17 protein-coding genes are annotated in these 22521 nt (G+C 71.4%); 7 read left to right on the top strand and 10 right to left on the bottom strand.

Translation table 11 applies throughout. The features are described 5' to 3' along the window. Nucleotides 1–293: 293 nt before the first annotated feature. The gene (locus ABH927_RS25570) at nt 294–1058 is read right to left on the bottom strand and encodes a hypothetical protein (protein ID WP_370025530.1); all 765 of its coding nucleotides are present in this window, start codon (nt 1056–1058) and stop codon (nt 294–296) included. Nucleotides 1059–1240: 182 nt separating this feature from the next. Continuing rightward, nucleotides 1241–2602 (bottom strand): glutamine synthetase family protein, encoded by a 1362-nt coding sequence (locus ABH927_RS25575; RefSeq protein ID WP_370025532.1) that lies wholly within the window; start codon nt 2600–2602, stop codon nt 1241–1243. A gap of 228 nt (nt 2603–2830) precedes the next feature. On the opposite strand from ABH927_RS25575, the gene ABH927_RS25580 reads away from it, so the two are divergent. Continuing rightward, entirely contained in the window at nt 2831–5029 is a 2199-nt protein-coding gene (locus ABH927_RS25580; protein WP_370025534.1) for a histidine kinase, read from the top strand. On the opposite strand, the gene ABH927_RS25585 is transcribed toward ABH927_RS25580, so the two are convergent. Beyond that, a complete protein-coding gene (locus ABH927_RS25585) occupies nt 4984–5946 on the bottom strand; it encodes a DUF5937 family protein (RefSeq protein WP_370025536.1) in 963 nt (320 codons plus the stop codon). The genes ABH927_RS25580 and ABH927_RS25585 overlap by 46 nt on opposite strands. Nucleotides 5947–6021: 75 nt before the next feature. Here ABH927_RS25585 and ABH927_RS25590 point away from each other — a divergent pair, with 75 nt between their 5' ends. The 3 genes from ABH927_RS25590 to ABH927_RS25600 all read left to right on the top strand — a co-directional run bounded on the left by ABH927_RS25590 (nt 6022) and on the right by ABH927_RS25600 (nt 10911). Then, complete coding sequence (locus ABH927_RS25590) at nt 6022–7236, top strand: MDR family MFS transporter (RefSeq protein WP_370025538.1); 1215 nt, start codon at nt 6022–6024, stop codon at nt 7234–7236. A 49-nt stretch (nt 7237–7285) separates the two neighbouring features. Next, nucleotides 7286–9325, top strand: coding sequence for a sensor histidine kinase (locus tag ABH927_RS25595; protein WP_370025540.1), 2040 nt, complete (start codon nt 7286–7288; stop codon nt 9323–9325). A 116-nt stretch (nt 9326–9441) separates the two neighbouring features. After that, nucleotides 9442–10911: a BTAD domain-containing putative transcriptional regulator gene (locus ABH927_RS25600; RefSeq protein WP_370025542.1), complete on the top strand. Its 1470-nt coding sequence runs from the start codon at nt 9442–9444 to the stop codon at nt 10909–10911. Nucleotides 10912–11116: 205 nt separating this feature from the next. On the opposite strand, the gene ABH927_RS25605 is transcribed toward ABH927_RS25600, so the two are convergent. Further along, nucleotides 11117–11494 carry a hypothetical protein gene (locus tag ABH927_RS25605; protein ID WP_370025544.1) on the bottom strand — a complete coding sequence of 126 codons (378 nt, stop codon included), beginning with the start codon at nt 11492–11494 and terminating at the stop codon, nt 11117–11119. Between the two features lie 369 nt (nt 11495–11863). Between ABH927_RS25605 and ABH927_RS25610 the strand changes: the two genes are divergently transcribed. After that, nucleotides 11864–13615, top strand: a complete 1752-nt coding sequence (locus tag ABH927_RS25610) for an NAD+ synthase (RefSeq protein ID WP_370025546.1) — start codon at nt 11864–11866, stop codon at nt 13613–13615. A gap of 72 nt (nt 13616–13687) precedes the next feature. Here the strand turns inward: ABH927_RS25610 and ABH927_RS25615 are convergent, their stop codons facing one another. The 3 genes from ABH927_RS25615 to ABH927_RS25625 all read right to left on the bottom strand — a co-directional run bounded on the left by ABH927_RS25615 (nt 13688) and on the right by ABH927_RS25625 (nt 17279). Further along, a complete protein-coding gene (locus ABH927_RS25615; protein WP_370025548.1) occupies nt 13688–14299 on the bottom strand; it encodes a TetR/AcrR family transcriptional regulator in 612 nt (203 codons plus the stop codon). A 7-nt stretch (nt 14300–14306) separates the two neighbouring features. After that, nucleotides 14307–15911 (bottom strand): MFS transporter, encoded by a 1605-nt coding sequence (locus ABH927_RS25620; RefSeq protein WP_370025550.1) that lies wholly within the window; start codon nt 15909–15911, stop codon nt 14307–14309. A gap of 171 nt (nt 15912–16082) precedes the next feature. After that, nucleotides 16083–17279 carry an MFS transporter gene (locus ABH927_RS25625; protein WP_370025552.1) on the bottom strand — a complete coding sequence of 399 codons (1197 nt, stop codon included), beginning with the start codon at nt 17277–17279 and terminating at the stop codon, nt 16083–16085. Nucleotides 17280–17502: 223 nt separating this feature from the next. Here ABH927_RS25625 and panB point away from each other — a divergent pair, with 223 nt between their 5' ends. Then, nucleotides 17503–18387: a 3-methyl-2-oxobutanoate hydroxymethyltransferase gene (panB, locus tag ABH927_RS25630; protein WP_370025554.1), complete on the top strand. Its 885-nt coding sequence runs from the start codon at nt 17503–17505 to the stop codon at nt 18385–18387. Nucleotides 18388–18672: 285 nt separating this feature from the next. On the opposite strand, the gene ABH927_RS25635 is transcribed toward panB, so the two are convergent. Beyond that, nucleotides 18673–19869, bottom strand: coding sequence for a PLP-dependent aspartate aminotransferase family protein (locus ABH927_RS25635; protein WP_370025556.1), 1197 nt, complete (start codon nt 19867–19869; stop codon nt 18673–18675). A 30-nt stretch (nt 19870–19899) separates the two neighbouring features. Between ABH927_RS25635 and ABH927_RS25640 the strand changes: the two genes are divergently transcribed. Continuing rightward, a complete protein-coding gene (locus ABH927_RS25640; RefSeq protein ID WP_370025558.1) occupies nt 19900–20532 on the top strand; it encodes a sensor histidine kinase in 633 nt (210 codons plus the stop codon). Nucleotides 20533–20571: 39 nt separating this feature from the next. Here ABH927_RS25640 and ABH927_RS25645 read toward each other — a convergent pair whose 3' ends face one another. Both ABH927_RS25645 and ABH927_RS25650 read right to left on the bottom strand, forming a co-directional pair. Further along, nucleotides 20572–20904, bottom strand: a complete 333-nt coding sequence (locus ABH927_RS25645; RefSeq protein WP_370025560.1) for a 4Fe-4S binding protein — start codon at nt 20902–20904, stop codon at nt 20572–20574. Nucleotides 20905–20917: 13 nt separating this feature from the next. Further along, nucleotides 20918–22501 carry an FAD-binding protein gene (locus tag ABH927_RS25650; RefSeq protein ID WP_370025562.1) on the bottom strand — a complete coding sequence of 528 codons (1584 nt, stop codon included), beginning with the start codon at nt 22499–22501 and terminating at the stop codon, nt 20918–20920. Nucleotides 22502–22521 lie beyond the last annotated feature (20 nt).

The following is a 22521-nucleotide window of genomic DNA, read 5'->3' on the forward strand; positions in this document are numbered from 1 at the left end:
TTACGGACATATGCCACGAATCGGCATCCCCAGGACGGTCGTGCCATACAGTCCGACAGTCGAAACAGTCATCGCCCCAGGCGTGATCATGCACACCTTCCTGTAGGTGCCCCGCCACCTGCGCAACCCCACATCGTGATCATGCATAAGCTGACGGGTCGGGCCGGTTAACGGATGTATTGCATGATCATGAATGCGGAGAGCGCAGGTCACCCCACTCATGTGGGAACCTGTGCATGATCACGATTCGGGGGCGCGCAGGCAGGGCACCACACGCGGGAACCCGTGCGTGATCACGCCGAACGGGGGGTGATCCAGGTGGCCTTGGCGGCGGCGACCAGGGTGCCGTCGAGCTCGTAGACCGCGCTCACCCCGAACAGCTTGCGGCCCTCGCGCCCGATGGGACGGGCTACGACCGAGTATCGGCCGAGCGGGTACACCCGGCGGAACACCTGGCCCGTCAGCCGCCCCAGCAGGGCGGACTCCACCGGCTGGGGCGTGTCCTCCTCGGCGCTGTAGTGGGCCCAGCCCGTGGCGCAGTCGAGAGCGGCCCAGATGATCGAGCCGGGGACGACGCCGTTCTCGTCGGTGACCCCGATCGGGACCCGCCATCCGGCGGCCACCAGGTCGGTGCCCTCGACCGGCCCGGGGAAGATCCGCAGGCCGTCGCCCGGCTCCCGCACGCCGCAGGCGAAGCAGCCCGCGATCGCCCGGCCGTGCCGTCCGGGGAAACCCGCCTCCGCCCGGGCGGCGTCGGTGAACGGCACGAACGGCGGGGGCGTCAGCGTCTCGCCCGGACCCATCACGACGGGGATCGCCTCCACGAGGTGGCGCTCGCCGTCGGAAAGGGTGACGGTGTTGCCGACGTGCTCGACCGCGAGCTCCGTCTCCAGCGGGACGGGTCTGCGCAGGGTGACCTCCACCGCCGAGTCGTGACCCGCGCAGGTCAGCGAGCTCGCCAGCGTGCCCGCGATCCATCCGCCGTTGGCGGTGCCCTCGGGCCCCCGGAAGCGGTTGGGAACGCTCAAAACGGTCTGCAACCCCGCAACTGCCGTCATCTAGCCACACCCCTCACCACGCCATGCCTCATTACGGTCCGTCCGCATATCCGTAACAAGCGAGCCGATTTTACTCTTCCGGCTTTCGACAAAGGTAAACAGACGCGGTGTCGTGGCCGTTAGCGGGCTGTAACGGGGCGATGACGCCTGGGCGGGATGTTCGGGATCGGCCGGCCGATGAGCTACAGGACGGGCAGGTAGCGGCCGAGCTCGAACTCGGTGACCTGGCGGCGGTATTCCCCCCACTCGGCCCGCTTGTTGCGCAGGAAGAAGTCGAAGACGTGCTCGCCCAGCGTCTCGGCGACCAGCTCGCTGTGCTCCATCACCGAGATCGCCTCGTCGAGCGACTGCGGCAGCGGCTGGATGCCGAGCGCCCGCCGCTCGCCACTGGTGAGCGCCCACACGTCGTCCTCGGCGCCGGGAGGCATCTCGTACCCCTCCTCGATGCCCTTCAGCCCGGCCGCCAGGATCACGGCGAAGGTCAGGTACGGGTTGCACGAGGAGTCGAGCGAGCGGAACTCGATGCGGGTCGAGCCGCCCTTGTGCGGCTTGTACATCGGCACCCGGACGAGCGCGGACCGGTTGTTGTGGCCCCAGCAGATGTAGGAGGGGGCCTCGCCACCCGCTCCGGCGATGGCCTCGGCGCCGCCCCACAGCCGCTTGTAGGAGTTGACCCACTGGTTGCAGACGGCCGTGATCTCGGCGGCGTGCTTAAGCAGCCCGCCGATGAACGACCGGCCGACCTTGGAGAGCTGGTAGTCGGCGCCCGGCTCGTAGAAGGCGTTGCGGTCACCCTCGAACAGCGACATGTGGGTGTGCATGCCGGAGCCCGGATACTCCGTGAAGGGCTTGGGCATGAACGACGCCCAGACGCCCTGCTCCAGCGCGACCTCCTTCATGACCAGGCGGAAGGTCATGATGTTGTCGGCGGTCGTCAGCGCGTCGGCGTAGCGCAGGTCGATCTCCTGCTGGCCGGGGGCGCCCTCGTGGTGGCTGAACTCCACCGAGATGCCCATGGACTCCAGCATCATGATCGCGTTGCGGCGGAAGTCGTGCCCCGCGCTGTGTGGCGTGTGGTCGAAGTAGCCGCCGTCGTCGATCGGCTCCGGCCTCTGGCCCTTCTCCGGCCTGTTGCGGAGCAGGAAGAACTCCACCTCGGGGTGGGTGTAGAAGGTGAAGCCCATGTCGGCGGCCTTGGCCAGTGTGCGCTTGAGCACCCAGCGGGGGTCGGCGTGCGACGGCGAGCCGTCCGGCATGAGGATGTCGCAGAACATGCGGGCGGCGCCCGGCGACTCGCTCCGCCACGGCAGGATCTGGAACGTGGACGGGTCCGGCTTGGCCAGCATGTCGGACTCGTAGACCCGGGAGAAGCCCTCGATCGCCGAGCCGTCGAAGCCGATGCCTTCGGCGAAGGCCCCCTCGAGCTCGGCCGGCGCGATCGCCACGGACTTCAGGAACCCGAGCACGTCCGTGAACCACAGCCGGATGAACCGGATGTCGCGCTCTTCGAGCGTGCGAAGGACGAATTCCTGCTGGCGGTCCAAGGCGTACCTCTCGGAAATACATGTCTGGTCGTGTACCAGTCTGCCTCTTGTGTGTTTCACAGGCGTTACGAGGGGCTGTGAGACGCCCCTCTCCCAGGGTGCGCCCTACACGGGCCCTGAGACCTGCCCGCCCCTGAGCCGGGCTCGAACCTTTCCCTCCGGCGGCGCGTCAATGATGTTGATCCGTCGTTGATCCGGTGTCGAACGGCCCCGGATAGCGTCCCGGCCATGCCTGTGGCCACAGCGAACACGACGGCGGCCGACCCGAAGGAGCCCCTCGTCGTGGCAGATCAGCCGTTCGACCGCGTGCGGGCGTTCGGGCCGGCCGTCGCCGTGACGATCGCCGTCGTGGCGGTCTGCCTGGAGGTCGGCGACATCTGGGTCACGGCCCGGCTGCCGCCCGCCGACTACACGCCGCTGCCGTTCGCCCCGGAGGACATGGCGGGCACGGCCTTCCCCGTCTTCGGGGCGCTGCTGGTGATCTCCCGGCCGCGGCTGCTGCTCGGATGGCTGCTCTGCCTCGGCGGGCTCGGCTCGGCGGCCAACATCCTCGCGGTCAACCTCGCGGGGCTGCTGGTCCAGAACGGCGGTCACCCGGCGGTGCACCCGCTCTGGGTGTTCGCGGACGGCGTGTGGAATCTCACGACCTACGCCCTGGGCATCCTCCTCCCCCTGCTCTACCCGACGGGCCGGATCCTGTCGAAGCGCTGGTGCGTCCCGGGGGCGTTCGCCGCGAGCGCCCTCGCGCTCGACTGGGCCTGCGTGCTGATCGGCCCGTCCAGCGCCCGCACGGGGCACAACCCGTGGGAGGTCACCGCCTTCGCGCCCTACTTCCAGACGACCCGTGGCGTCCTGAACGCGGTCGTGACCGCCGCGATGGCGCTGGCGTTCTTCTCACTCGTCGTGCGGTTCCGCAAGGCGGGCCCCGTGGAGCGCCGGCAGATCCTGTGGCCGCTGGTGGCGATCGCGGGCCTGGTGACCCCGTGGGTGATCGGCCCTCCGCTCTGGTGGGTCGCGTCTTTGACCATCCCGCTCGTCCCGGCCGCCATCGCGGTCGCCGTGCTCCGTTACCGGCTCTACGGCATCGACACGCTGATCAGCCGCACCATCGTGGGCGTCGGCCTGGTCAGCGCCATAGCGGCGGTCTACCTCCTCGTGACCGCCGGCTCCAGCCTCATCCTGTCGGGCGTGGACCGGTTCGCCGGGCTGGCCGCGGCGCTGTTCGCCGGGGCGTTCTTCCACCCCATCCGGCGCGGCCTGCAGCGTCTCGTCGACCGCGCCCTGTACGGCTCCCGCGGCGACCCCCTGGCGCTGGCGGCGGGCCTGAGACGGCGGCTCCAGCAGGCCGACCCGGCCCACGGCCTGCTCGCCTCCCTGGAGACGCTCCGCGAGGGCCTGTCCGTGACCGGCATCGCGGTGGAGGCCGAGGGCACCACCACGACCGCGGGAGAGGTGGGCCACGTGACCCGCGAGATCGCGCTCGTCTGGCACGGCGAGCCCGTCGGCCGGATGCTCATCGGCCCGCCGGGCAGGCGGCGCTTCCCCGCGGCCCATGACGAGCGGGTCATCGGGGTGCTCACGCCGTACGTCGCGGACGCCGCGCACACCATGCGCCTGACCAACGACCTGCGGCGCTCCCGCCAGCGCATCCTCACGGCGCGGGAGGAGGAGCGCCGCCGTCTCCGCCGCGACCTGCACGACGGGCTCGGGCAGACCCTCTCGGCCATGGCGATGACGCTCAACCTGGCGCGGCTCAACTTGGAACGCTCCCCCGGAACGGCCGACCGCCTGCTCCAGGACCTGCGCGGCGGCATGGACGCGGTCTCCGCCGACATCCGGCAGCTCGTGTACGGCCTGCGCCCGCCGGCCCTCGACGACCTCGGTCTCGTGGCGGCGATACGGGCACTCGCGGAGGAAGTGCGCCCCGACCTCGACCTCGGCCTCGATCTGGGCGAGTACGGGACGGCTCACACGTCCCAGGCGGGCGAGCGGCCGGGCGGCGCAATCGTGGTCGAGGTGCACGGTCCGGCAGGTCTACCAGAGGGGCGGGGTCCCAGAACGGCGGGAGACGGCGCCGCGGAAGGACACCGTGAGCTGGACGGGCTGCCCGCCGCCGTGGAGGTGGCGGCCTACCGCATCGTCCAGGAGGCGGTGACCAACGTCCGCAAGCACGCCCGCGCCCGGCACGTCCGCGTCACGCTGCGCCTGGACGACGAGCTGCTGGTCGTCGTCGCCGACGACGGCGTGGGCCTGCCGCTCGACCGGAGGGCGGGAGTCGGGCTGTTCTCCATGGCCGAGCGCGCGGCCGAGCTGGGCGGCACGTGCGCGGTGACCTCGGCTCCTGGCGAGGGAACGACCGTGACCGCGCGCCTGCCGGCCGGCTACGCGCCGCAGGCGAGCGTGTCGCCGACGGACGTGCGGCGGTAGAGCACCTCCCGGCCGAGCCGCTGCCGGGTCACCAGCCCGCCGTCGGACAGGACGGTGAGGTGCTGGCTGACCGCGCCCGGCGTGAGGTCGAGCCGCCGGGCGAGCGCGGTGGTGGAGACCGGGTCCTCCAGCGCGACGAGGATCTGGGCGCGGGTGCGGCCGATGAGGGCGGACAGGGCGTTCGGCGTGCACGGGGCGCCACCCGACCACAGGGTGCCGATGCCGCGCGCCGGGTAGCTGAGCATCGGCCGGTACGGCTCGTACATGATCGAGACGTCCGGCCAGCCGAAGGCGCTGGGCACGAGGACCAGCCCGTCACCGCCGATGTCGCCGGAGAAGTCGCATTCCTTGACCGTGATGAGCCGGTCGCCGTGCCAGGCGACGGAGGCGTGGAGGTCGGCGAACAGCTCGCGCACTCCCCCCGCGGCGAGCCTGCGCGACCGCCACATCACGTCGGCGTCGAGCAGGCCGTGGATCCTCGGCCAGAACTCCTCGAACGCGGCCGTCCAGTAGTCCTGGAGCCGGTCGGCCACCCGCTGGACGCCCTTGGCCGGATCGTCCCGGAACCGGGCCACGGCCTCCGGATCGGCGGTCCGCACCGAGGCCACCTCCTCGGACGCCATGTCCGGGGGCGTGAGCCGGACGCGTTCCAGCTCGGCGGCGAAATCCGGCAGCGGCGTGTCGGGCGGCGGCGTCAGGAAGTCGGGGATGTAGCCGGTGAGCGGCAGCAGCGCGAACAGCTCCGCCAGGTCGAGATCGCGCAGGCGGGGCCGTACGGCACGCAGCCACGGCAGGTGCAGCGAGTGGCGCGCGGGGGCGCGCAGGACGCGCAGGCTGGTCACCAGCTCCCACATGGGCGAGAACGCGAACCGCAGCCGCGCCACGTCGTCCGGGGAGAACCGCCACTCCACCGGCACGCGGACCCCCTCCGACGATTTAGCGAGAGCTAAAAGATTGGCACGGCGCGAGGCGGTTGTCCAAGGGTGGACCGCGTGACCACCGCGATCGACAAGCCAATGACCCGCAAGCCGGGGTTCGTGAGTTCCAGGCTGGGCGGGCTGCCCCGGCCGTTCTGGGTGCTGTTCGCCGGCACGCTCGTGAACCGCCTCGGCACGATGGTGGAGCCGTTCATCGGCATCTACCTGACGCAGGCGCGGGGCATGTCGCTCACCGCTGCCGGGCTGGTGATGACCACGTTCGGCGTGGGGTCGCTGCTGTCGCAGCCGGTCGCGGGGTGGGCGGCCGATCACTTCGGCCGGCGGGCGACGCTGACCGGCGGCATGGTCGCGACGGCCGCCACGATGCTCGCGCTCGGCTACACCACCAGCGTTCCCGGCATCGTCGCGGCGATGCTCGTGCTCGGCGTCGTCGTGGACGCCTACCGCCCGGCGTCCCAGGCGCTCGTCGCCGACCTGGTCTCCCCCGAGGAGCGGCCCCGGGCGTACGGCCTGCTGTTCTGGGCGGTCAACCTCGGGTTCTCGATCGCGATGGTCACCGGCGGCTGGCTGGCCCAGTCGGGCTTCACGACGCTCTTCTGGGTCGACGCCGTCACCTGCCTGATCTTCGGCGTGCTGGTGTGGCGGGCCATCCCCGAGACACGGCCCGTCCGGGAGGAGGACCAGCCGGGACGCTTCACCGACGTGCTCCGCGACCGGCTCATGGTCGCCTTCGTGCTGATCAACCTGGCCTTCACGTTCGTCTACCTCCAGGCGTACAGCACGCTGCCGCTCGCCATGACCGGCCGGGGCCTGCCGCCCGGCGCGTACGGCGTCGCGATGGCGGTCAACGGGCTGCTGATCGTCGTCGTCCAGCCGGTGACGAACGGATGGCTGGCCCGGCGCGACCCGAGCAGGGCGCTGGCGGCCGGGATCGCCGTCGCCGGAGCCGGGTTCGCGCTCACCGCCATCGCGACGTCCACGGCCGGCTACGCGATGACCGTCGCGGTCTGGACGCTGGGCGAGGTCCTCACCGCGGGCCTCGCCGGGTCCATCGTCGCCTCGCTCGCCCCCGCACACCTGCGCGGCCGCTACTCCGGCCTGTACGGCCTGTCCTGGTCGGCCGGGGGCCTGCTGGCGCCGCTGGCCGGGACACGCCTGCTGGCCGTGGGGCCCGCGGTCCTCTGGCTCCTGGTGGGCGGGCTCGGCCTGCTCGCCGCCGCCGGGCAACTCGCGCTGGGCCCGGCCATCCGGCGCCGCGCGGCACACTGACGCGCAAGGTGGTGATATCGGCACACTGCCGACATAATCCCTTTCCAGAATGAAAGACACACAGGGGCGGACGGTCGCCTGGGTGATGGCGGCGATCGCACTGGCTTTGACGCCGGTCGGAGTGCTGATCCAGCTCCGGATCCCGGCCGAGTGGCAGCCCGGCACCGCCCTGACCCCCGACCTCGGCGTGGCGCTCACCTTCCCCGCCGTGGGCGCGTTCCTGGTCTCCCAGCGCCCCCGGCTCAGCATGGCATGGCTCATGTGCGCCGGCGGGTTGCTCGCGTCTGGGAACGTCCTGTTCACGGCGGTGTCGTTCTCCTCGGCGTCCCACGGCGACATGGTCACGGCGGCCTCCGCGCGCTGGCTCAGCATCCTGTGCTGGGCGGCCGCGGGCCTCCTGCTGGCCATCCTGCTGCCGCTCTACTCGCCCACCGGGCGGCTCTCCTCGCCTCGCTGGCGGCCGGTGGTCGTGGTGGGGGCCGTCACGACGGTCGCCGAGGTCGGGCTCTCCCTGGTCCGTCCCGACCCCGACCCCGCGACGTACCCGTGGCCGACGGTGATCCACAACCCGCTGGAGATCCGGGCGCTCGCGCCGCACTACTCGGCGACCTGGGCCGCCATGCAGTACGTGATCATGGCCTGCGTCGTCGCGGCGCTCGCCTCGCTGGTCCTGCGGCTGCGCCACGCCGATCCGGCCACCCGGCGGCAGATCGCGTGGCCGCTCAGCGCCTTCACCGGCTACGTCGTGTTCTACGTGCTCGGCGAGTCGATGTGGATCATCGCGTCGGCGTGGACGGCGGTCATCCCCTTCGCCATCCTCTTCTCGGCGCTGCGGTACCGGCTCTACGGCATCGACACGGTGATCAGCAGGGCCTTCGTGGCCGCCGGGCTGCTCGCCGTGATCAGCGGGGTCTATTTCGGCGTGGGCGCGGTCTCGAGCCTCGTCGTCTCCGGATATCACCAGGTCGCCGGGCTGGCCGCGGCCCTGTTCGCCGGGGCGTTCTTCCAACCGCTCCGGCGCGCCCTCCAGCGCGTGGTGGACCGGACGCTGTACGGCAGCGTCGGCGACCCCGCCCTGCTCGCGGAGCGGCTCACCCACGAGGTGCGCCGGGCCGACCCGGCCGACGCGCTGGCCTCGGTCGTCACGGTCGTCCGGGACGGCCTGGCGGTCGACGGCGTCGCGGTCGAGATCACCGACGGCCGGCCCCGATACGTCGAGAGCGGCACGGTCGGCACGGCGCCCCGGGAGATCTCGCTGATCTGGCACGGGGAGCCGGTGGGGCGGCTGCTGATCGGCAAACCGGGGGCCAGGCGGTTCGCGGCGGCCCACGACGAGCGGGTCATCGCCACGCTGCTGCCTTACGTGGCCGACGTGGCCCACGCCGTGCGGATGGCCGCCGACCTCCAGCGGTCGCGGGAACGCATCCTCGCCGCGCGGGAGGAGGAGCGCCGCCGCCTGCGCCGCGACCTGCACGACGGGCTCGGCCAGACCCTCGGGGCAATGGCCATGACGATCAACATGGCGAGGATGAGCCTGACCCGCTCCCCCGCCGCCGCCGACGGCCTCCTGCAGGACCTGCGTGTCGGCATGGACGCCGTCGCGGGCGACATCCGCGAGCTCGTGTACGGCCTGCGGCCCCCGGCGCTGGACGACCTCGGGCTCGCGGGAGCCGTGCGGGCCCTCGCCGAGGAGACCATGCCCTCGGCCTCCTCGGCTCTCTCGGCGCCGGAGGGCGAGGCGACCACGCGTGTGCGGGTCGAGGGCGATCTGGACGGGCTTCCGGCCGCCGTCGAAGTGGCGGTCTACCGCATCGTCCAGGAGGCGCTCAACAACGTCAGACGGCATGCCCGCGCCACCCGGGTCGACGTGGTGCTGGAAAGGGGCGGCCCGGCCGTACCGGACGGATCCGGCGGCGAGCTGCGCGTGCGCGTCGTGGACGACGGGATCGGCCTGCCCGCGCGCATGCGGGCGGGAGTGGGCATGTCCTCCATGCGGGAGCGCGCCGCCGAGCTGGGCGGGAGCTGTGTCGTCACCTCCCCTGACACAGGCGGCACGGTCGTCGAAGCCCGCTTCCCTCTCCCCGCCTGACCCCCCAGCCCTCCCTCTGGCGTGATCACGCACATGTTCCGCGCCGGGTGTCGTGACGCAACCGAGAGGAGGCCACCAGCGCCGATCCCGCCGGTGCCTCTACGCTTACCGGTGCGATGGTGATATTTCGTGCTCTCGGGCCGTTCGAGGCGGTTGCCGAAGGTGAGACGCTGGACCTCGGCGGGCAGCGGCAGCAGGCCGTGCTGGCCCGGCTCCTCGTGGCCGGCGGCCGCGCCGTGCCCGTCGGTGTGCTGATCGACGAGCTGTGGCCGGGAGAGCCGCCCGCGCAGGCGCTCTCGACGATCCAGGGTTACGTATCGCGGCTCAGGCGTGCCCTGGAGCCGGGCCGTGCCCCACGGAAAGAGGCGGGGATCCTGATCTCGGCTCCCCCGGGCTACGCCCTGCGCGCCGACATCGAGCACGTCGACGCCTGGCGGTTCGAGAACGTGGTCAAGAACGACCACGGCGACGACCCCGCGCGGAGCCTGGAGCTCATGGAGACGGCGCTCGGGCTGTGGCGGGGTCCCGCGCTGGCCGAGTTCCAGGAGCTGCCGTGGGCGCAGTCCGAGGCGCTGCGGCTCGACGAGTTACGCCTCCTCGCCATCGAACGCCGCGGTGACGCCGCCCTGCGGCTCGGCCGTACCGGCACGATGATCCCCGACCTGGAAGGCCACGCGTCCGCGCACCCGCTGAGAGAGGAGGCCTGGCGGCTGCTCGCCCTGGCCCTTTACCGCGCCGGTCGGCAGGGAGACGCGCTGGGCGCGCTGCGCCGGGCCAGGGAGGCGCTGCGCGACGAGCTCGGCCTCGATCTCGGCCCCACGCTCCAGCGCCTGGAGCAGGACATCCTCAACCAGGCCGCCCATCTGGACACGCCCGCCGACGCGCCGCAGGCCGTACGGCAGGCCCCCGTGTCCGCCACGGGGGCGGCAGCCGGAACGCTGCGCGTCGCGATCGCCGACGACCAGGCGCTGGTCCGGACGGGCCTGAAGGTGATCCTCGACAGCGAGCCGGGGCTCGAGCTCGTGGGCGAGGCCGAGAACGGCGAGCAGGCGATCGCCCTCGTCCAGGCCACCCGGCCCGACGTGGTGCTGATGGACATCCAGATGCCCCGCCTCGACGGCCTCGCCGCGGCCCGCCGCATCCTCACGTCCGAGGCGCCGCCCAAAGTGATCATGATGACGACGTTCGGGACCGACGAGAACCTCTACTCGGCCCTCCGGGCGGGCGTCAGCGGCTTCGTGCTGAAGACCTCGGCCCCCGAGCAGCTCATCGCGGCGGTCAGGGCGGCGGTCGCGGGCGACGCCCTGCTCGACCCCGCCGTCACCACGCACCTCATCGCCGCCTTCGCCGGGCGGCGTGACCCCGCCGCGCCCAGCGGCCTGTCGGACTCCGACGTGGACCTGGTCAAGCTCGTCGCCCGGGGCTTCACCAACCGGCAGATCGCCGTGACACTGGCCGTCCCGGAGCGCGAGGTGGCCGACGAGGTCGCCGCGCTGCTCAAGCGGCTCGGGCTGGTCGACCGCGCGCAGCTCGTGGTCCTGGCGTACGAGAGAGGCCTGGTCAGCCCCGGCTCCCCGGAGCCGTGACACGCCTGAAGGTCATCTGATCGCCCTCCCGAATGACGCTTCTCTGCTCCACGCCCTCGTCGCGACGATAAATGAGGAGGCCCACTGTCGGCATGTGCCGACAGTGGGCCTCGTCCATTCACCCGCTCGGCTTCCGCGGCCTTACAGGTGATCAGTCTCTCGACGGACGATCATCGGATTCCGCTCCCGATGGTCCGGTTCGAGATCAGCGGCCGTAGACGACCGTGTAACCGTTTCCGTAGCGGTAGGCGCTGACGCGCCAGTTGTAGTCGTCGTCGTTCCAGTCGTCGCTCCAGCTGGTGCCGTACCAGCCGTAGTGCTTGTTCCAGTGGTGGTTGTGCTTGTTCCAGTAGTGGTTGTGGTTGTGGTTGTACCAGCCGTGGTTGTTCCACTGGTGGTTGTTCCACTGGTGCTTGTTGCGGTTGTTGTCGTCCCACCCCACGTAGCGGGTGACGACAGTAACGCCGTGACGCTCTACCTGGGCGGTGGACGCGGAGGCGGCGCCGCTGGAGGCGAGGATGATGCCTCCGCCGACCGCGAGAGTGGCAGCGGCGGCAGCCAGACGCCGTGTGATCTTACGCATTTGAACTCTTCTCCTTGGTACACACGCTGGTCCAGTGGCTCCGGACCGCGGACGTGTTTGCTGTTACGTGACAGCACAACCGAGCTTATGGGTGGTTTATTGCCATTCATCCCATGATGCGATGTTTGTCACGTTCGGGAATGTTCTGGCCGGCTCGCCGCCGGCGAGGGAAGTGGGGCGGACTCGCCGCCGGCGAGGCAGATCGGACGCCGGCCCCTCACCTTTCGGACGCACCAAGGCGAGGCGCCGGATCCCATCCGTGGCTCACGTCACCTTTTCGGCGCCTGGGGGTGACGGCATCCCGCTCATGAGGGACGCCCCTTATCGTCGCTTTGACGACAACAAATCGGACCTTCTAAGGTGGGGGGCGTGGCTCAACTCCGTATCGCCCTCGCCCAGACCAATCCCGTCGTCGGCGACATCGCCGCCAACGCGGACACGCTTGTCGAGTGGACCCGCCGGGCCGCCGAGCGTGACGCACATCTCGTCGTCTTCACCGAGCTGTTCCTGACCGGATATCCGGCTGAGGACCTGGTGCTGCGCTCCTCGTTCGTCGAGGCGTCGATCGCGACGCTGTCGTCCGTGGCCGCCCGGCTCGCCGAGGAGGGGCTCGGGGACCTCCCCGTCGTGGTCGGCTACCTCGACCGGGCCGACCTCGCCCCGCGGGTGGGCCAGCCCAAGGGCGCGCCGCTCGACGCCGCCGCCCTGCTCTACCAGGGCGAGGTCGTCATCAGGTCGGCCAAGCACCACCTGCCCAACTACGGCGTCTTCGACGAATACCGCTACTTCGTGCGCGGGGACCGGCTGCCCGTCTTCCGGCTTCACGGCATCGACGTGGCCATCGCGATCTGCGAGGACCTCTGGCAGGAGGGCGGCCCGGTCTCCGCCGTGGCCGAGGCGGGCGCCGGGCTGCTCGTCGTCCCGAACGGCTCGCCGTACGAGACGAACAAGGACGACGTGCGGCTGGAGCTGTGTGCCCGCCGCGCCAGGGAGGCGGGCTGCGCGCTGGCCTACGTGAACATGGTCGGCGGGCAGGACGAGCTGGTCTTCGACGGCGACTCCCTCGTCGTGGACGCCTCGGGAGAGCTGGTCGCCCGCGCGGCGCAGTTCCAGGAGGAGCTGCTGGTCACCGACCTGGAGCTGCCCGAGGCCACCGGCGAGCTCGGCGAGTTCCGGATCGACGCCCACGACGGCACGGTCATCACGGTCGAGCGCCTGCTGTTGTCGGCCACGCCGGTCGAGCCGTACGAGCCGGGACCTCCCATGATCGCCGAACGGCTTGACGACCTCGCCGAGGTCTACAACGCCCTGGTCCTGGGGGTGCGCGACTACGTCCGGAAGAACGGTTTCCAGTCGGTCATCCTCGGCCTGTCGGGCGGCATCGACTCGGCGCTGACCGCCACCATCGCGGCCGACGCCATCGGGCCGGAACGGGTCCACGTCGTGCTGATGCCGTCGCGCTACTCCTCCGACCACTCGATCACCGACGCCGAGGAACTGGTCCGCCGCCAGGGGCTCAACGCCCAGGTGGCGCCGATCGCGGACATCGTCACCGCGTTCGAGAAGGAGATCGAGCTGCACGGCCTCGCGGCGGAGAACCTTCAGGCCCGGGTGCGCGGCATGCTGCTGATGAGCCTGTCCAACGAGCACGGCCACCTCGTGCTGACCACCGGCAACAAGAGCGAGCTGGCGACCGGATACTCGACGCTCTACGGCGACTCGGCCGGTGGCTTCGCCCCGATCAAGGACGTGCTGAAGAGCGAGGTCTGGAAGCTGTCGCAGTGGCGCAACGCCCAGCCGGGCACACCGCCCATCCCGGAGAACTCGATCACCAAGGAGCCCAGCGCCGAGCTGCGGCCGGACCAGCGCGACACCGACTCGCTCCCGCCGTACGACGTGCTCGACCGGCTGCTCGGCGACTACGTGGAGAAGGACATGGGCCGCGACGAGCTCATCGCCGCGGGCCACGACCCCGAGCTGGTCACGCGGATGATCCGCCTGGTGGACCTGGCCGAGTACAAGCGCCGCCAGTATCCGCCGGGCCCGAAGATCACGCCGAAGAACTTCGGCCGCGACCGCCGCCTCCCGATCACCAACCGCTGGCGGGAAACCCTGACCTGATTTCCCGGCCCAATTCCCGGCCTGATTTCCCGGCCTGGCCTCCCCGGCCTGCTGAGCCCCTGGCCGGGGGGCTCAGCGGGGGCGGAAACCCCGGAGGGCCTCGTCCACGATCTGCTCCGGGAGGTCGTCGGGGAGCTCGGCGTCCTCGCCCAACCACTTGGTCCGCCACATCATGGTGCCGCTCAGGATGGCCATCGCCATCTCGATGTCGAGATCGGAACGCAGCTCGCCGTTCTCGATGCCGCGCTGGAGGACGCCCCGCAGGGCCGCCCTGCGCGGCTCGATGGCGATCGCCCGGAACCGCTCGGCCAGGCGCGGATGGCGCTCCCACGCGCTCATCGCGATGTTCATGATGCAGCGCGTGCGCATGTGGCGGGACTCGTCGCCCACGACGCGGAGGTAGGTGACCAGGTCGTCCCGCACGGACGCGCCGTGGAGCGGCGGGATGGGCGGCTTCAGCGAGGCCAGGGCGTCGACGACCAGGTCCTCCTTGTTGGACCAGCGGCGGTAGATCGTCGTCTTGCCGACGCCCGCCCTGGATGCGATCGCCTCGATGGACAACTCGGACACGCCGATGCCCTCGCCGAGAAGGTCGAGGGCGGCGTCGATGATGGCCTTCTCGGCCTTCTCGCTGCGGGGGCGGCCCGCCGGGCGGGCCACCCCTTCCGTCTGCTGCGTAGTCATCGCAAGCTCACACTACCGCTGATTCCTTCTCCGGCTCGGCCGCTTCCGCTCCAGGAGCGGTCGCGCCGGTACGGCCGGGCGCCCCGGGCTTGGCGGCGTGCGCCCCCGTCTTGCCCGGCATCCACAGCGCCACGATGAGCGCTCCGGCGAGGGCGACGAGGGCCGACCCGAGGGCCGCCCAGTGGATGCCGCTCACGAAGGCGTCGTTCGCGGTCTCCATCAGGCTCGCGCCACGCGGGCCCAGCCGCCCGGCGACGCCCGCCGCCCCGGAGATCGACTCGGTCACGACGTGGCGGAGCTGCTCCGGCAGAGCGGTGACCTTGCCCTCCATCCCGTTGCGGTAGCTCGCCGACAGGGCCGCGCCCAGGATGGCGATGCCGAGCGTGCCGGCGACCTGCCGGACGACGTTGCTCATCGACGAGCCGACGCCCGCCTTCTCCCTGGGGAGGGAGTTCATGATGACGGTCGTCGCGGGCGGCATGATGTTGGCCATCGCGACTCCCTGGATGAACGCGAGCGTGAGCAGGATCCAGATCGGCGTGGTGGCGGTCACCAGGGTGTAGGCCGCGAGCGCCCCCGCGATGACGATCATCGCCACCGTGCCCACGAGCTTGGAACCGTACTTCTGCACCATCCGCGCGCTCTGCGGCGCGAAGATGAGCTGCGCGGCCGCGAACGGCAGCACGAGCGCGCCGGACTGCAGCGGCGAGTAGCCCCGGACGATCTGCCAGTAGAAGGCCATGAAGAACATGACGCCCAGCGCGGCGAAGAAGACCAGGCCCACGCTGGCGATGGCGGTGGAGAAGCCCGCGTTGCGGAAGTTGCGCACGTCGAAGGCGGGGTGGTCGATCCGCCGCTCGTACCAGACGAACGCCGCGAGGATCGCGATGCCCACCAGCGACGGCACGATGACCGAGGCGTCGGCGAACGTGCCCAGGTCGCTGATCTTCACGATGCCGTAGACGAGGCTGATCAGGCCCACGATCGACAGCAGAACGCCCACGGGGTCGAGCTTGGTCTTGTTCGGGTCCTTGGAGTCGGGGACGAGCATGCCGATCAGGACGAGGCTGATCAGCACGATCGGGACGTTGACCAGGAAGACCGAGCCCCACCAGAAGTGCTCAAGGAGGATGCCGCCGGTGATCGGGCCGATCGCGACGGCGATGCCGACGCCGCCCGCCCAGATGCCGATCGCCTTGCCGCGCTCGTGGACCGGGAAGACGTTGGAGATGATCGCCAAGGTGGCGGGCATGATGGCCGCGCCGCCGAAGCCCATCAAGGCCCTGGCGACGATGAGTTGCATCGGGTCCTGCGAGTAGGCGCTGGCCACGGACGCCAGGCCGAACAGCACCATGCCGACGAACAGCATCTTCTTGCGCCCGTAACGGTCGCCGAGCACCCCGAAGGTGAACAGCAGCGCCGCGAAGACGAGCGTGTAGGAGTTCATCGCCCACTCCAGCTCGCTCTGGGTCGCGCCCAGACCGTGAACCGGGTCGGCGATCGTCTTGATCGCGACGTTGAGAATCGTGTTGTCAAGGACAACGGCCAGCAGGCTGAACACCATCACACCGAGGACCTGCCAGCGGCGTGGGTGACCGGTATGCGTTTCCACGGACCCCCCAGTAATTCGATACGCTTAAGTTTCGCTACGTGAGCGTAGCGCAAGCAGATTCGATACGCAACAGTATCGTTTCATAATGTGGAGGCACGGCGACCCCGAGCCGGCCGCGACCGCTGCCAGGCGGTGACGGGATCGGCCGGCAAGCAGAGACGGGAGCAGCCGTCAGGCGGTAGCGGGATCGGCCGCGGGCCGGCGGACGTCGCGCCAGAACGGCACGGCGACCAGGACGAAGAGCACTCCGACCGCGCCCGACGCGGCGAAGGCCCAGCTCGGACCGTAGGAGTCGACGACCCCTCCCGCGATCGGCCCGGCCGAGGCGACGCCGATGGTCAGCGCCATGCCGTGCAGCCCCATCGCCTCGCCCCGAACGGCGGCCGGGACGCGCCGGTTGACCGCGTCGACCGTGGAGGACAGGGACGGCGCGCACAGCACCCCGGCGGGCACGAGGGCGAGGCAGAGCCACCACCACCCGCCGCCCACGAGCCCCAGCGGGGCGGTGAGCGCGCACAACGCGCCGATCAGCACCAGGGGCGAGAGCCCCCGGGACAGCCCGCCGTACACGAAGCCGCCGATCACGGAGTAGGCGCACCACACGGCGATCACCAGGCCGGTCCAGCCGGTCGCGCCGTCCGCTTTCAGCGTGGCGACCAGTGACAACTCGGTCGCGGTGAGCACGAACGTCAGCGCGGACGCGACCCCGAGGATGGTGAGGAGGCCCGGCCCGAGCCACTGGCGCCGGGGGATTTTCTCCCTCGATTCCTCTTGCGCGGACTCCTCGGCCGACCGCGTCGGCGGGTTGAGCGCGAACAGCGCCGCCCCGGAGCCGACAAGGGCGACGCCCACCGCGTACATCGTCACGGTGCTGGAGAACGCCGTCACGCTCGCCACGGCCAGCGCGGGCCCCACCATGAACGACAACTCCACGGCCATCGAGTCCAGGGCGAAGCCGGTCTGGTGGCTCTCGGCGGGCACCATCGCGGCCAGGCACTGCCGGATCGCCCCGAACACGGGCTGGCTGAACAGGCCCGCTATCACCGCTCCCGTCACGAGCGCCTGGTACGGCAGGGCCGGAGCGCAGCACCAGAAGGCGAGCTGTACGAGGGTGGTGACGGCGAGCACCGGCCGAAGCCCGCGCCGGTCCATGAACCTTCCCGCGAGCGGCGAGCCCGCGGCCGCCCCGGCCATGCTGGCCGCGCCCACGAGGCCGGCCTGCAGAAAGCCCAGCCCGAGGCTGTTGACGACGTGCAGCGTCAGCGTGATCCCCGTGCCGGTCAGGGGGATCCTGGCGACCAGGCCGACGAGCAGCAAAGCCCGGACGCCCGGCAGCGCCAGCACCCGCCGGTAAGGTTCGATGGCCATTGTGATTGCTTACCTCCGCACGGCATTGTGCCCTGCGCCCCCGACAGTTCCGCCACTGGATTTCCGGGGCGCCGTCTTCGCCGTCGGGTTCTGGCCCCGCGCGCCCGCGTGGTCTCGCGCGCCGGATTAGCGCACGCGCCCGGGGTGTTATAGCCCTGGACGGCATGCGATGATCTGACTGTCCGGGGACGCCACAGGGGCGCCACGAGGCCTGGAGGTAGCCATGTCCTCTGTTTCCGTTGTATCCAGCACGCCCGCCGCATCGGGCACGCCCGCGCCCAGCCGGCCGACCGCCCTCTACGGCGGCCAGGCGGGGCGCAGGGTGACCGTCCGCGACCTCGCGGCCGCCAAGGAGCGGGGCGAGAAGTGGCCGATGGTGACGGCGTACGACGCCATGACCGCAAGGGTGTTCGACGAGGCGGGCATCCCCGTGATGCTCGTCGGCGACTCGGCCGCCATGGTCGTCTACGGCTACGACTCGACGCTGCCCGTCACGGTCGACGACCTGCTCCCGCTCACCGCCGCGGTGGTCCGGGGCTCGTCACGTGCGATGGTCGTCGCCGACCTGCCGTTCGGGTCCTACCAGGCCTCGCCGCAGCAGGCCCTGGAGACCGCCGCGCGCTTCATGAAGGAGGCGGGGGCCCACGCCATCAAGCTGGAAGGCGGCCAGCGGGTGCTCCCCCAGGTGGAGCTGCTCGTGTCGGCCGGGATCCCGGTCATGGCCCACCTCGGCCTGACCCCGCAGTCGGTCAACGTCCTCGGCGGCTACCGGGTGCAGGGGCGCGGCCAGTCGGGCGACGAGCTCATGGCCGACGCCAAGGCCCTGGAGCACGCGGGCGCCTTCGCCGTCGTGCTGGAGTGCGTGCCGAGCGACCTGGCCCAGCGGGTGACCACGTCGCTCAGCATCCCGACGATCGGCATCGGCGCGGGCGCGGACACCGACGCCCAGGTCCTCGTCTGGCAGGACCTCATGGGCCTGACCCGCCGGCCGGCCAAGTTCGTGAAGAAGTACTTCGACCTGGCCGGCGAGATGGACCGGGCGGTGCGCGCCTACGCCGACGAGGTGGTCTCCGGCGCCTTCCCCACCGCCGACCACAGCTACCACTGACCAGGCCGGGTCCGGGTCACCCGGGCCCGATCAGGTCAGGCCGAGTTCGCCCAGGCCAGGTTCATTCAGGCCAGGGTCGCCGGGTCGGTGTTGGCGCCGCACACGATGACGGCGACGCGCTCGCCGTCCTCCGGGACGTACACCCCGGACCGGAGGGCGGCGAGCGCCGCCGCAGGAAGAGCCCCGGCTCGACCTCGGCGACCGGAGTCCGGCGGACGTGCCCGGCGATCCGGGCGGCGGCCCGCTCGACGTCCTCACGGGTCACGATCGTCACAGATGTCATGCTCACGACGCCGACGTTCCGCCGAGGCGGCCGAGGGCCTGCTCGAAGTCGGCCCAGAGGTCCTCGGGGTGCTCGATGCCGACGGCCACCCGGACCGTCCCCTCGCCGATCCCCGCGGCGGCGAGCTCCGGCCCGCTGAGGGACCGGTGGGACGTCGTCGCCGGGTGCAGGATCAGCGTCTCCACGCCGCCGAGCGACGGCGCGAGCAGTGCCAGCCGTACGGCACGCATGAAGGCCTCCCCCGCGGCCCGGCCACCGGCGAGGTCGAAGGAGAAGACGCCGCCGAAGTCGGGCAGGAGCTTGGCGGCCAGCTCGTACGACGGGTGCGACGGCAGGCCGGGCCAGTGGACGGCGCTCACGGCGGGATGCCCGGCGAGCCGGGTGGCGAGCAGGCGGGCGTTCGCGCAGTGGCGCTCCATGCGCAGGGGCAGCGTCTGGATGCCGCGCAGCGTGAGCCACGCCGCGAAGGGATCGGCCGTCGCCCCCAGTTCGAGCGAGTACGACCAGATCCGGCGGTGCAGCTCGGAGGACGCGAAGACCGCGACGCCGCCGAGGACGTCGGTGTGCCCGGACAGGTACTTCGTGGCGGAGTGCACCACCACGTCGGCGCCGTGCTCGATGGGCCGGCACAGGATCGGCGACGCGAACGTGTTGTCCACCACGGTGACCAGTCCGGCCTCCCGCCCGGCGGCGGACATCCCGGGCAGGTCGGCGACCTGGGTCATCGGGTTCGCGATCGTCTCCAGGTAAAGCGCCTTCGTGGAGGGGCGCACGGCCGCGCGGACGGCGGCGGGGTCGGCCTCGGGCACATACGTGATCTCGATCCCGTGGCGTTCCGCCAGCCCGGCCAGCATGGTCGCCGTGCCACCGTACAAGGCCGTCTGGGCGATCAGGTGGTCTCCCGCCCCGAGCAGCCCGAGCAGCACGGCGTTGATCGCGCCCATCCCCGAGCCGGTCGCGATCGCCGCGACGCCGCCCTCCAGGTCCGCGACGGCCTCCTCCAGGGCGCGGACGGTCGGGTTCGACAGCCGCCCGTAGACATACGCTCCGTCGGGGCGGGCCATCCCGTCGGCGAAGACCGCGGGGTCGTCGAAGACGAAACCGGACGTCTGGTAGATCGGCACCGAGATCGGCGTGCTGCCGTTCAGCTCCGGCTTGGGCAGATGGACCGCACGGGTCTCCGGACGAAGAGGACTCATGCCGACCAGAATGACCGATATCACCCGGATTTGTCAGATTCAATCCGCCGACGCCCCAGAATCACTACCGCCGGCGTTTACTACGGCCTCACCGTCTTCGTCACCGGTTTCGTCGTCTACGCGGTCGTCCGGCTCGTCATCGTCACCCGCGAGCTGGAGTGGGCCAGATCGGAGCTGGCCGAGGCGGCGGTGCTCATGCGGATCGCCCGGGAGGCGTCGCAGGAGGTGCGCCAGGTGGCCCGCGGATATCGCGAGATGTCCCTGGCCCAGGAGATCGACCGGGCGGTGGGCCTGCTGGAGTCGTCCGGGGTGGCCTGCCGTATCGATGTCGGCGATGTCGCCGACGCCGGTCTGGCCCGGCCCGCCGACGAGACCCTCGCGTGGGCGGTGCGCGAGGGGATCACCAATGTTGTACGGCACAGCCGCGCCATGACCTGCTCGATCACCGTCTCACGGTCGAAGAGCGCCGTCCGGCTCGAACTGGTCAACGACAACGCGCCGCCATCCGGGCCGTACGGCAACGGGGTGACCGGCCTCACCGAGCGGGCGGCCCAGCTCGGCGGGACCGTGGCGACGCGACGCACCGGCGACGGCCGCTTCCACCTCGTCATGGAGTTGCCCACGTCCGATGTCGGGACACGCGCGGACGTGCCCGCGCCGTGACCCCGGTCCACGCGCTCAGGACGTCGTGACCCCCGGTCGTCAGGAGATGAGCGGGCCGTTGCTTCCGGGCAGGGCCGGGCCGATGGCGAGCAGCGCTCCCGGTTTGCGGCCGTGCCCCCAGCCGATCTGCCTCCGATAACTTCCCAGCGGCACGTCCGCCTCGTCGGGACGCTCCGGCAGTGGATGCGCCTGGGGCGCGACGAACAGGGCGTCCACCGGGCAGTACGCCTCGCACATGAAACACGTCTGGCAGTCGGACTGCCGGGCGATGACCGGGATGCCGTCCTCGCCCCGCCGGAAGACGTCCGTCGGGCAGACCTCGACGCACTTGTCGCAGGCCACGCACCGGTCGCGGGAAACGATCTCGATCATGACGCCCTCTCCATCACGACGCCACCGCCACGGCCGCCGGGGCCTCCGGCGCGGTCCACACCTCGTCCAGGCCGCCGGTGAGGAGCCTGTGGTGCTGCGCCGGATCCTGGGAGGGGAAGTCCTCGCGCTTGTGCATGCCGCGCGTCTCGGTCCTCGCGAGGGCGGCGTTGTACATCCAGCGCGCGTGCGCCACCATCGCCGCGGCCGAGCGGGCCCTGATCGCGTCGGCCCCGTCGGCGCGCAGCGACCGCCTGGCCTCGGCCCACACGCCGTCGAGGGCCGCCAGCGCGGGACGCAGCCGGTCGCCGTGCCGCAGATAGTTCTTGTCGTACGGCAGGACCTCCGCCTGGACCGCCGCGACGATCTCACGGTGGGTGTCCGCCGGGGACGTGCCGGTCGGCCGTAGTCCCGCGCCGCCCGCGCCCCTGACCGTACGGCTCGCCGCCCGGCCGCCGAGGGAGCGGGCGTGGCGGGCGGCCCCGACCCCGGCCCACGTACCGGACGACATGGCCCAGGCCGCGTTGTGGCTGCCGCCCCCGGTGAAGCCGCCGCAGATCGGCTCGCGTGTGGCCGCGTCCCCTGCGGCGTACAGGCCGGGCACGGAGGTCGAGCAGTCGTCGCCGGCGACGCGAACGCCGCCCGTGCCGCGCACGGTCCCCTCGGCGAGCAGGGTGATCGGGAAGAGCTGGGTGAAGGGGTCGACGCCGAGCCGGTCGAAGGTCAGGAAGAAGTTCGGCTGGGCCAGCCGCATCGCGGCCCTGGCGCCGGCGTCGGCCCGGTCGAGACGGCAGAAGACCCGCTCCTTCAGCAGGGCCCGCGCGATGACCGACCGGCTGTGCGACCCCGCGCCCTGAAGGACTGTCCCGTCCTCGTGGTAGAAGGTGGCGAAGGAGTAAAAGGCGGTCTTGGTGACCGAGGTGAACTCCGGCGCGATGGCGTAGGCGTTGGAGAACTCCATGCCCGACATCTCCGCGCCGACCTCGGCCGCGTACAGCGCTCCGTCTCCGGTGTTGACGTCGCAGCCCAGCGCCTTGCTCAGGAAGGCGCAGCCGCCGGTGGCCAGCACCACGGCGCCCGCCCGGACCCGGTAGGGCTGGTCGTGCTGGCGGCGGTGGCCGGCGGCGCCCGCCACCGCGCCGTCGCCGTCGACGAGGAGCTCCGTCACGGGGCTGTGGTCGAGGATGCGCACCCCTGCCCGCCTGACCCGCAGGCGCATGCGGCGCATGTACTCGGGGCCCTGGAGACCGCGCCGGATCTGCCTGCCGTCCTCCCCGACGGGGAACGGGTAGCGGGCGAGAGTGGCCAGCTCGTTCATGTTGGCGTAGGTCTGGTCGAGTACCCGGGCCATCCAGCCCCGGTCGGCCAGGTAGCCGCCCAGGCCCTCACGGCTCGCCATGGCCTCCTCGCGGGCGGCGGCGTCCGGCTGGACGTACCAGACGCCGGTTCCCGCCGCCGCCGTGGCGCCGCTCGTCCCGAGGTACCCCTTGTCGGCGACGACCACGTCGGCCCCGGCCTCGGCCGCCTTGAGCGCCGCCCAGGCCGCCGCCGGGCCGCCGCCCGCCACGAACACATCGGCGATGAGATCCAGATCGGTCATGGTCCCTCCTCATCGCCATT

Source organism: Planotetraspora sp. GP83 (assembly GCF_041262585.1).
Classification (GTDB): domain Bacteria; phylum Actinomycetota; class Actinomycetes; order Streptosporangiales; family Streptosporangiaceae; genus JAOEGB01.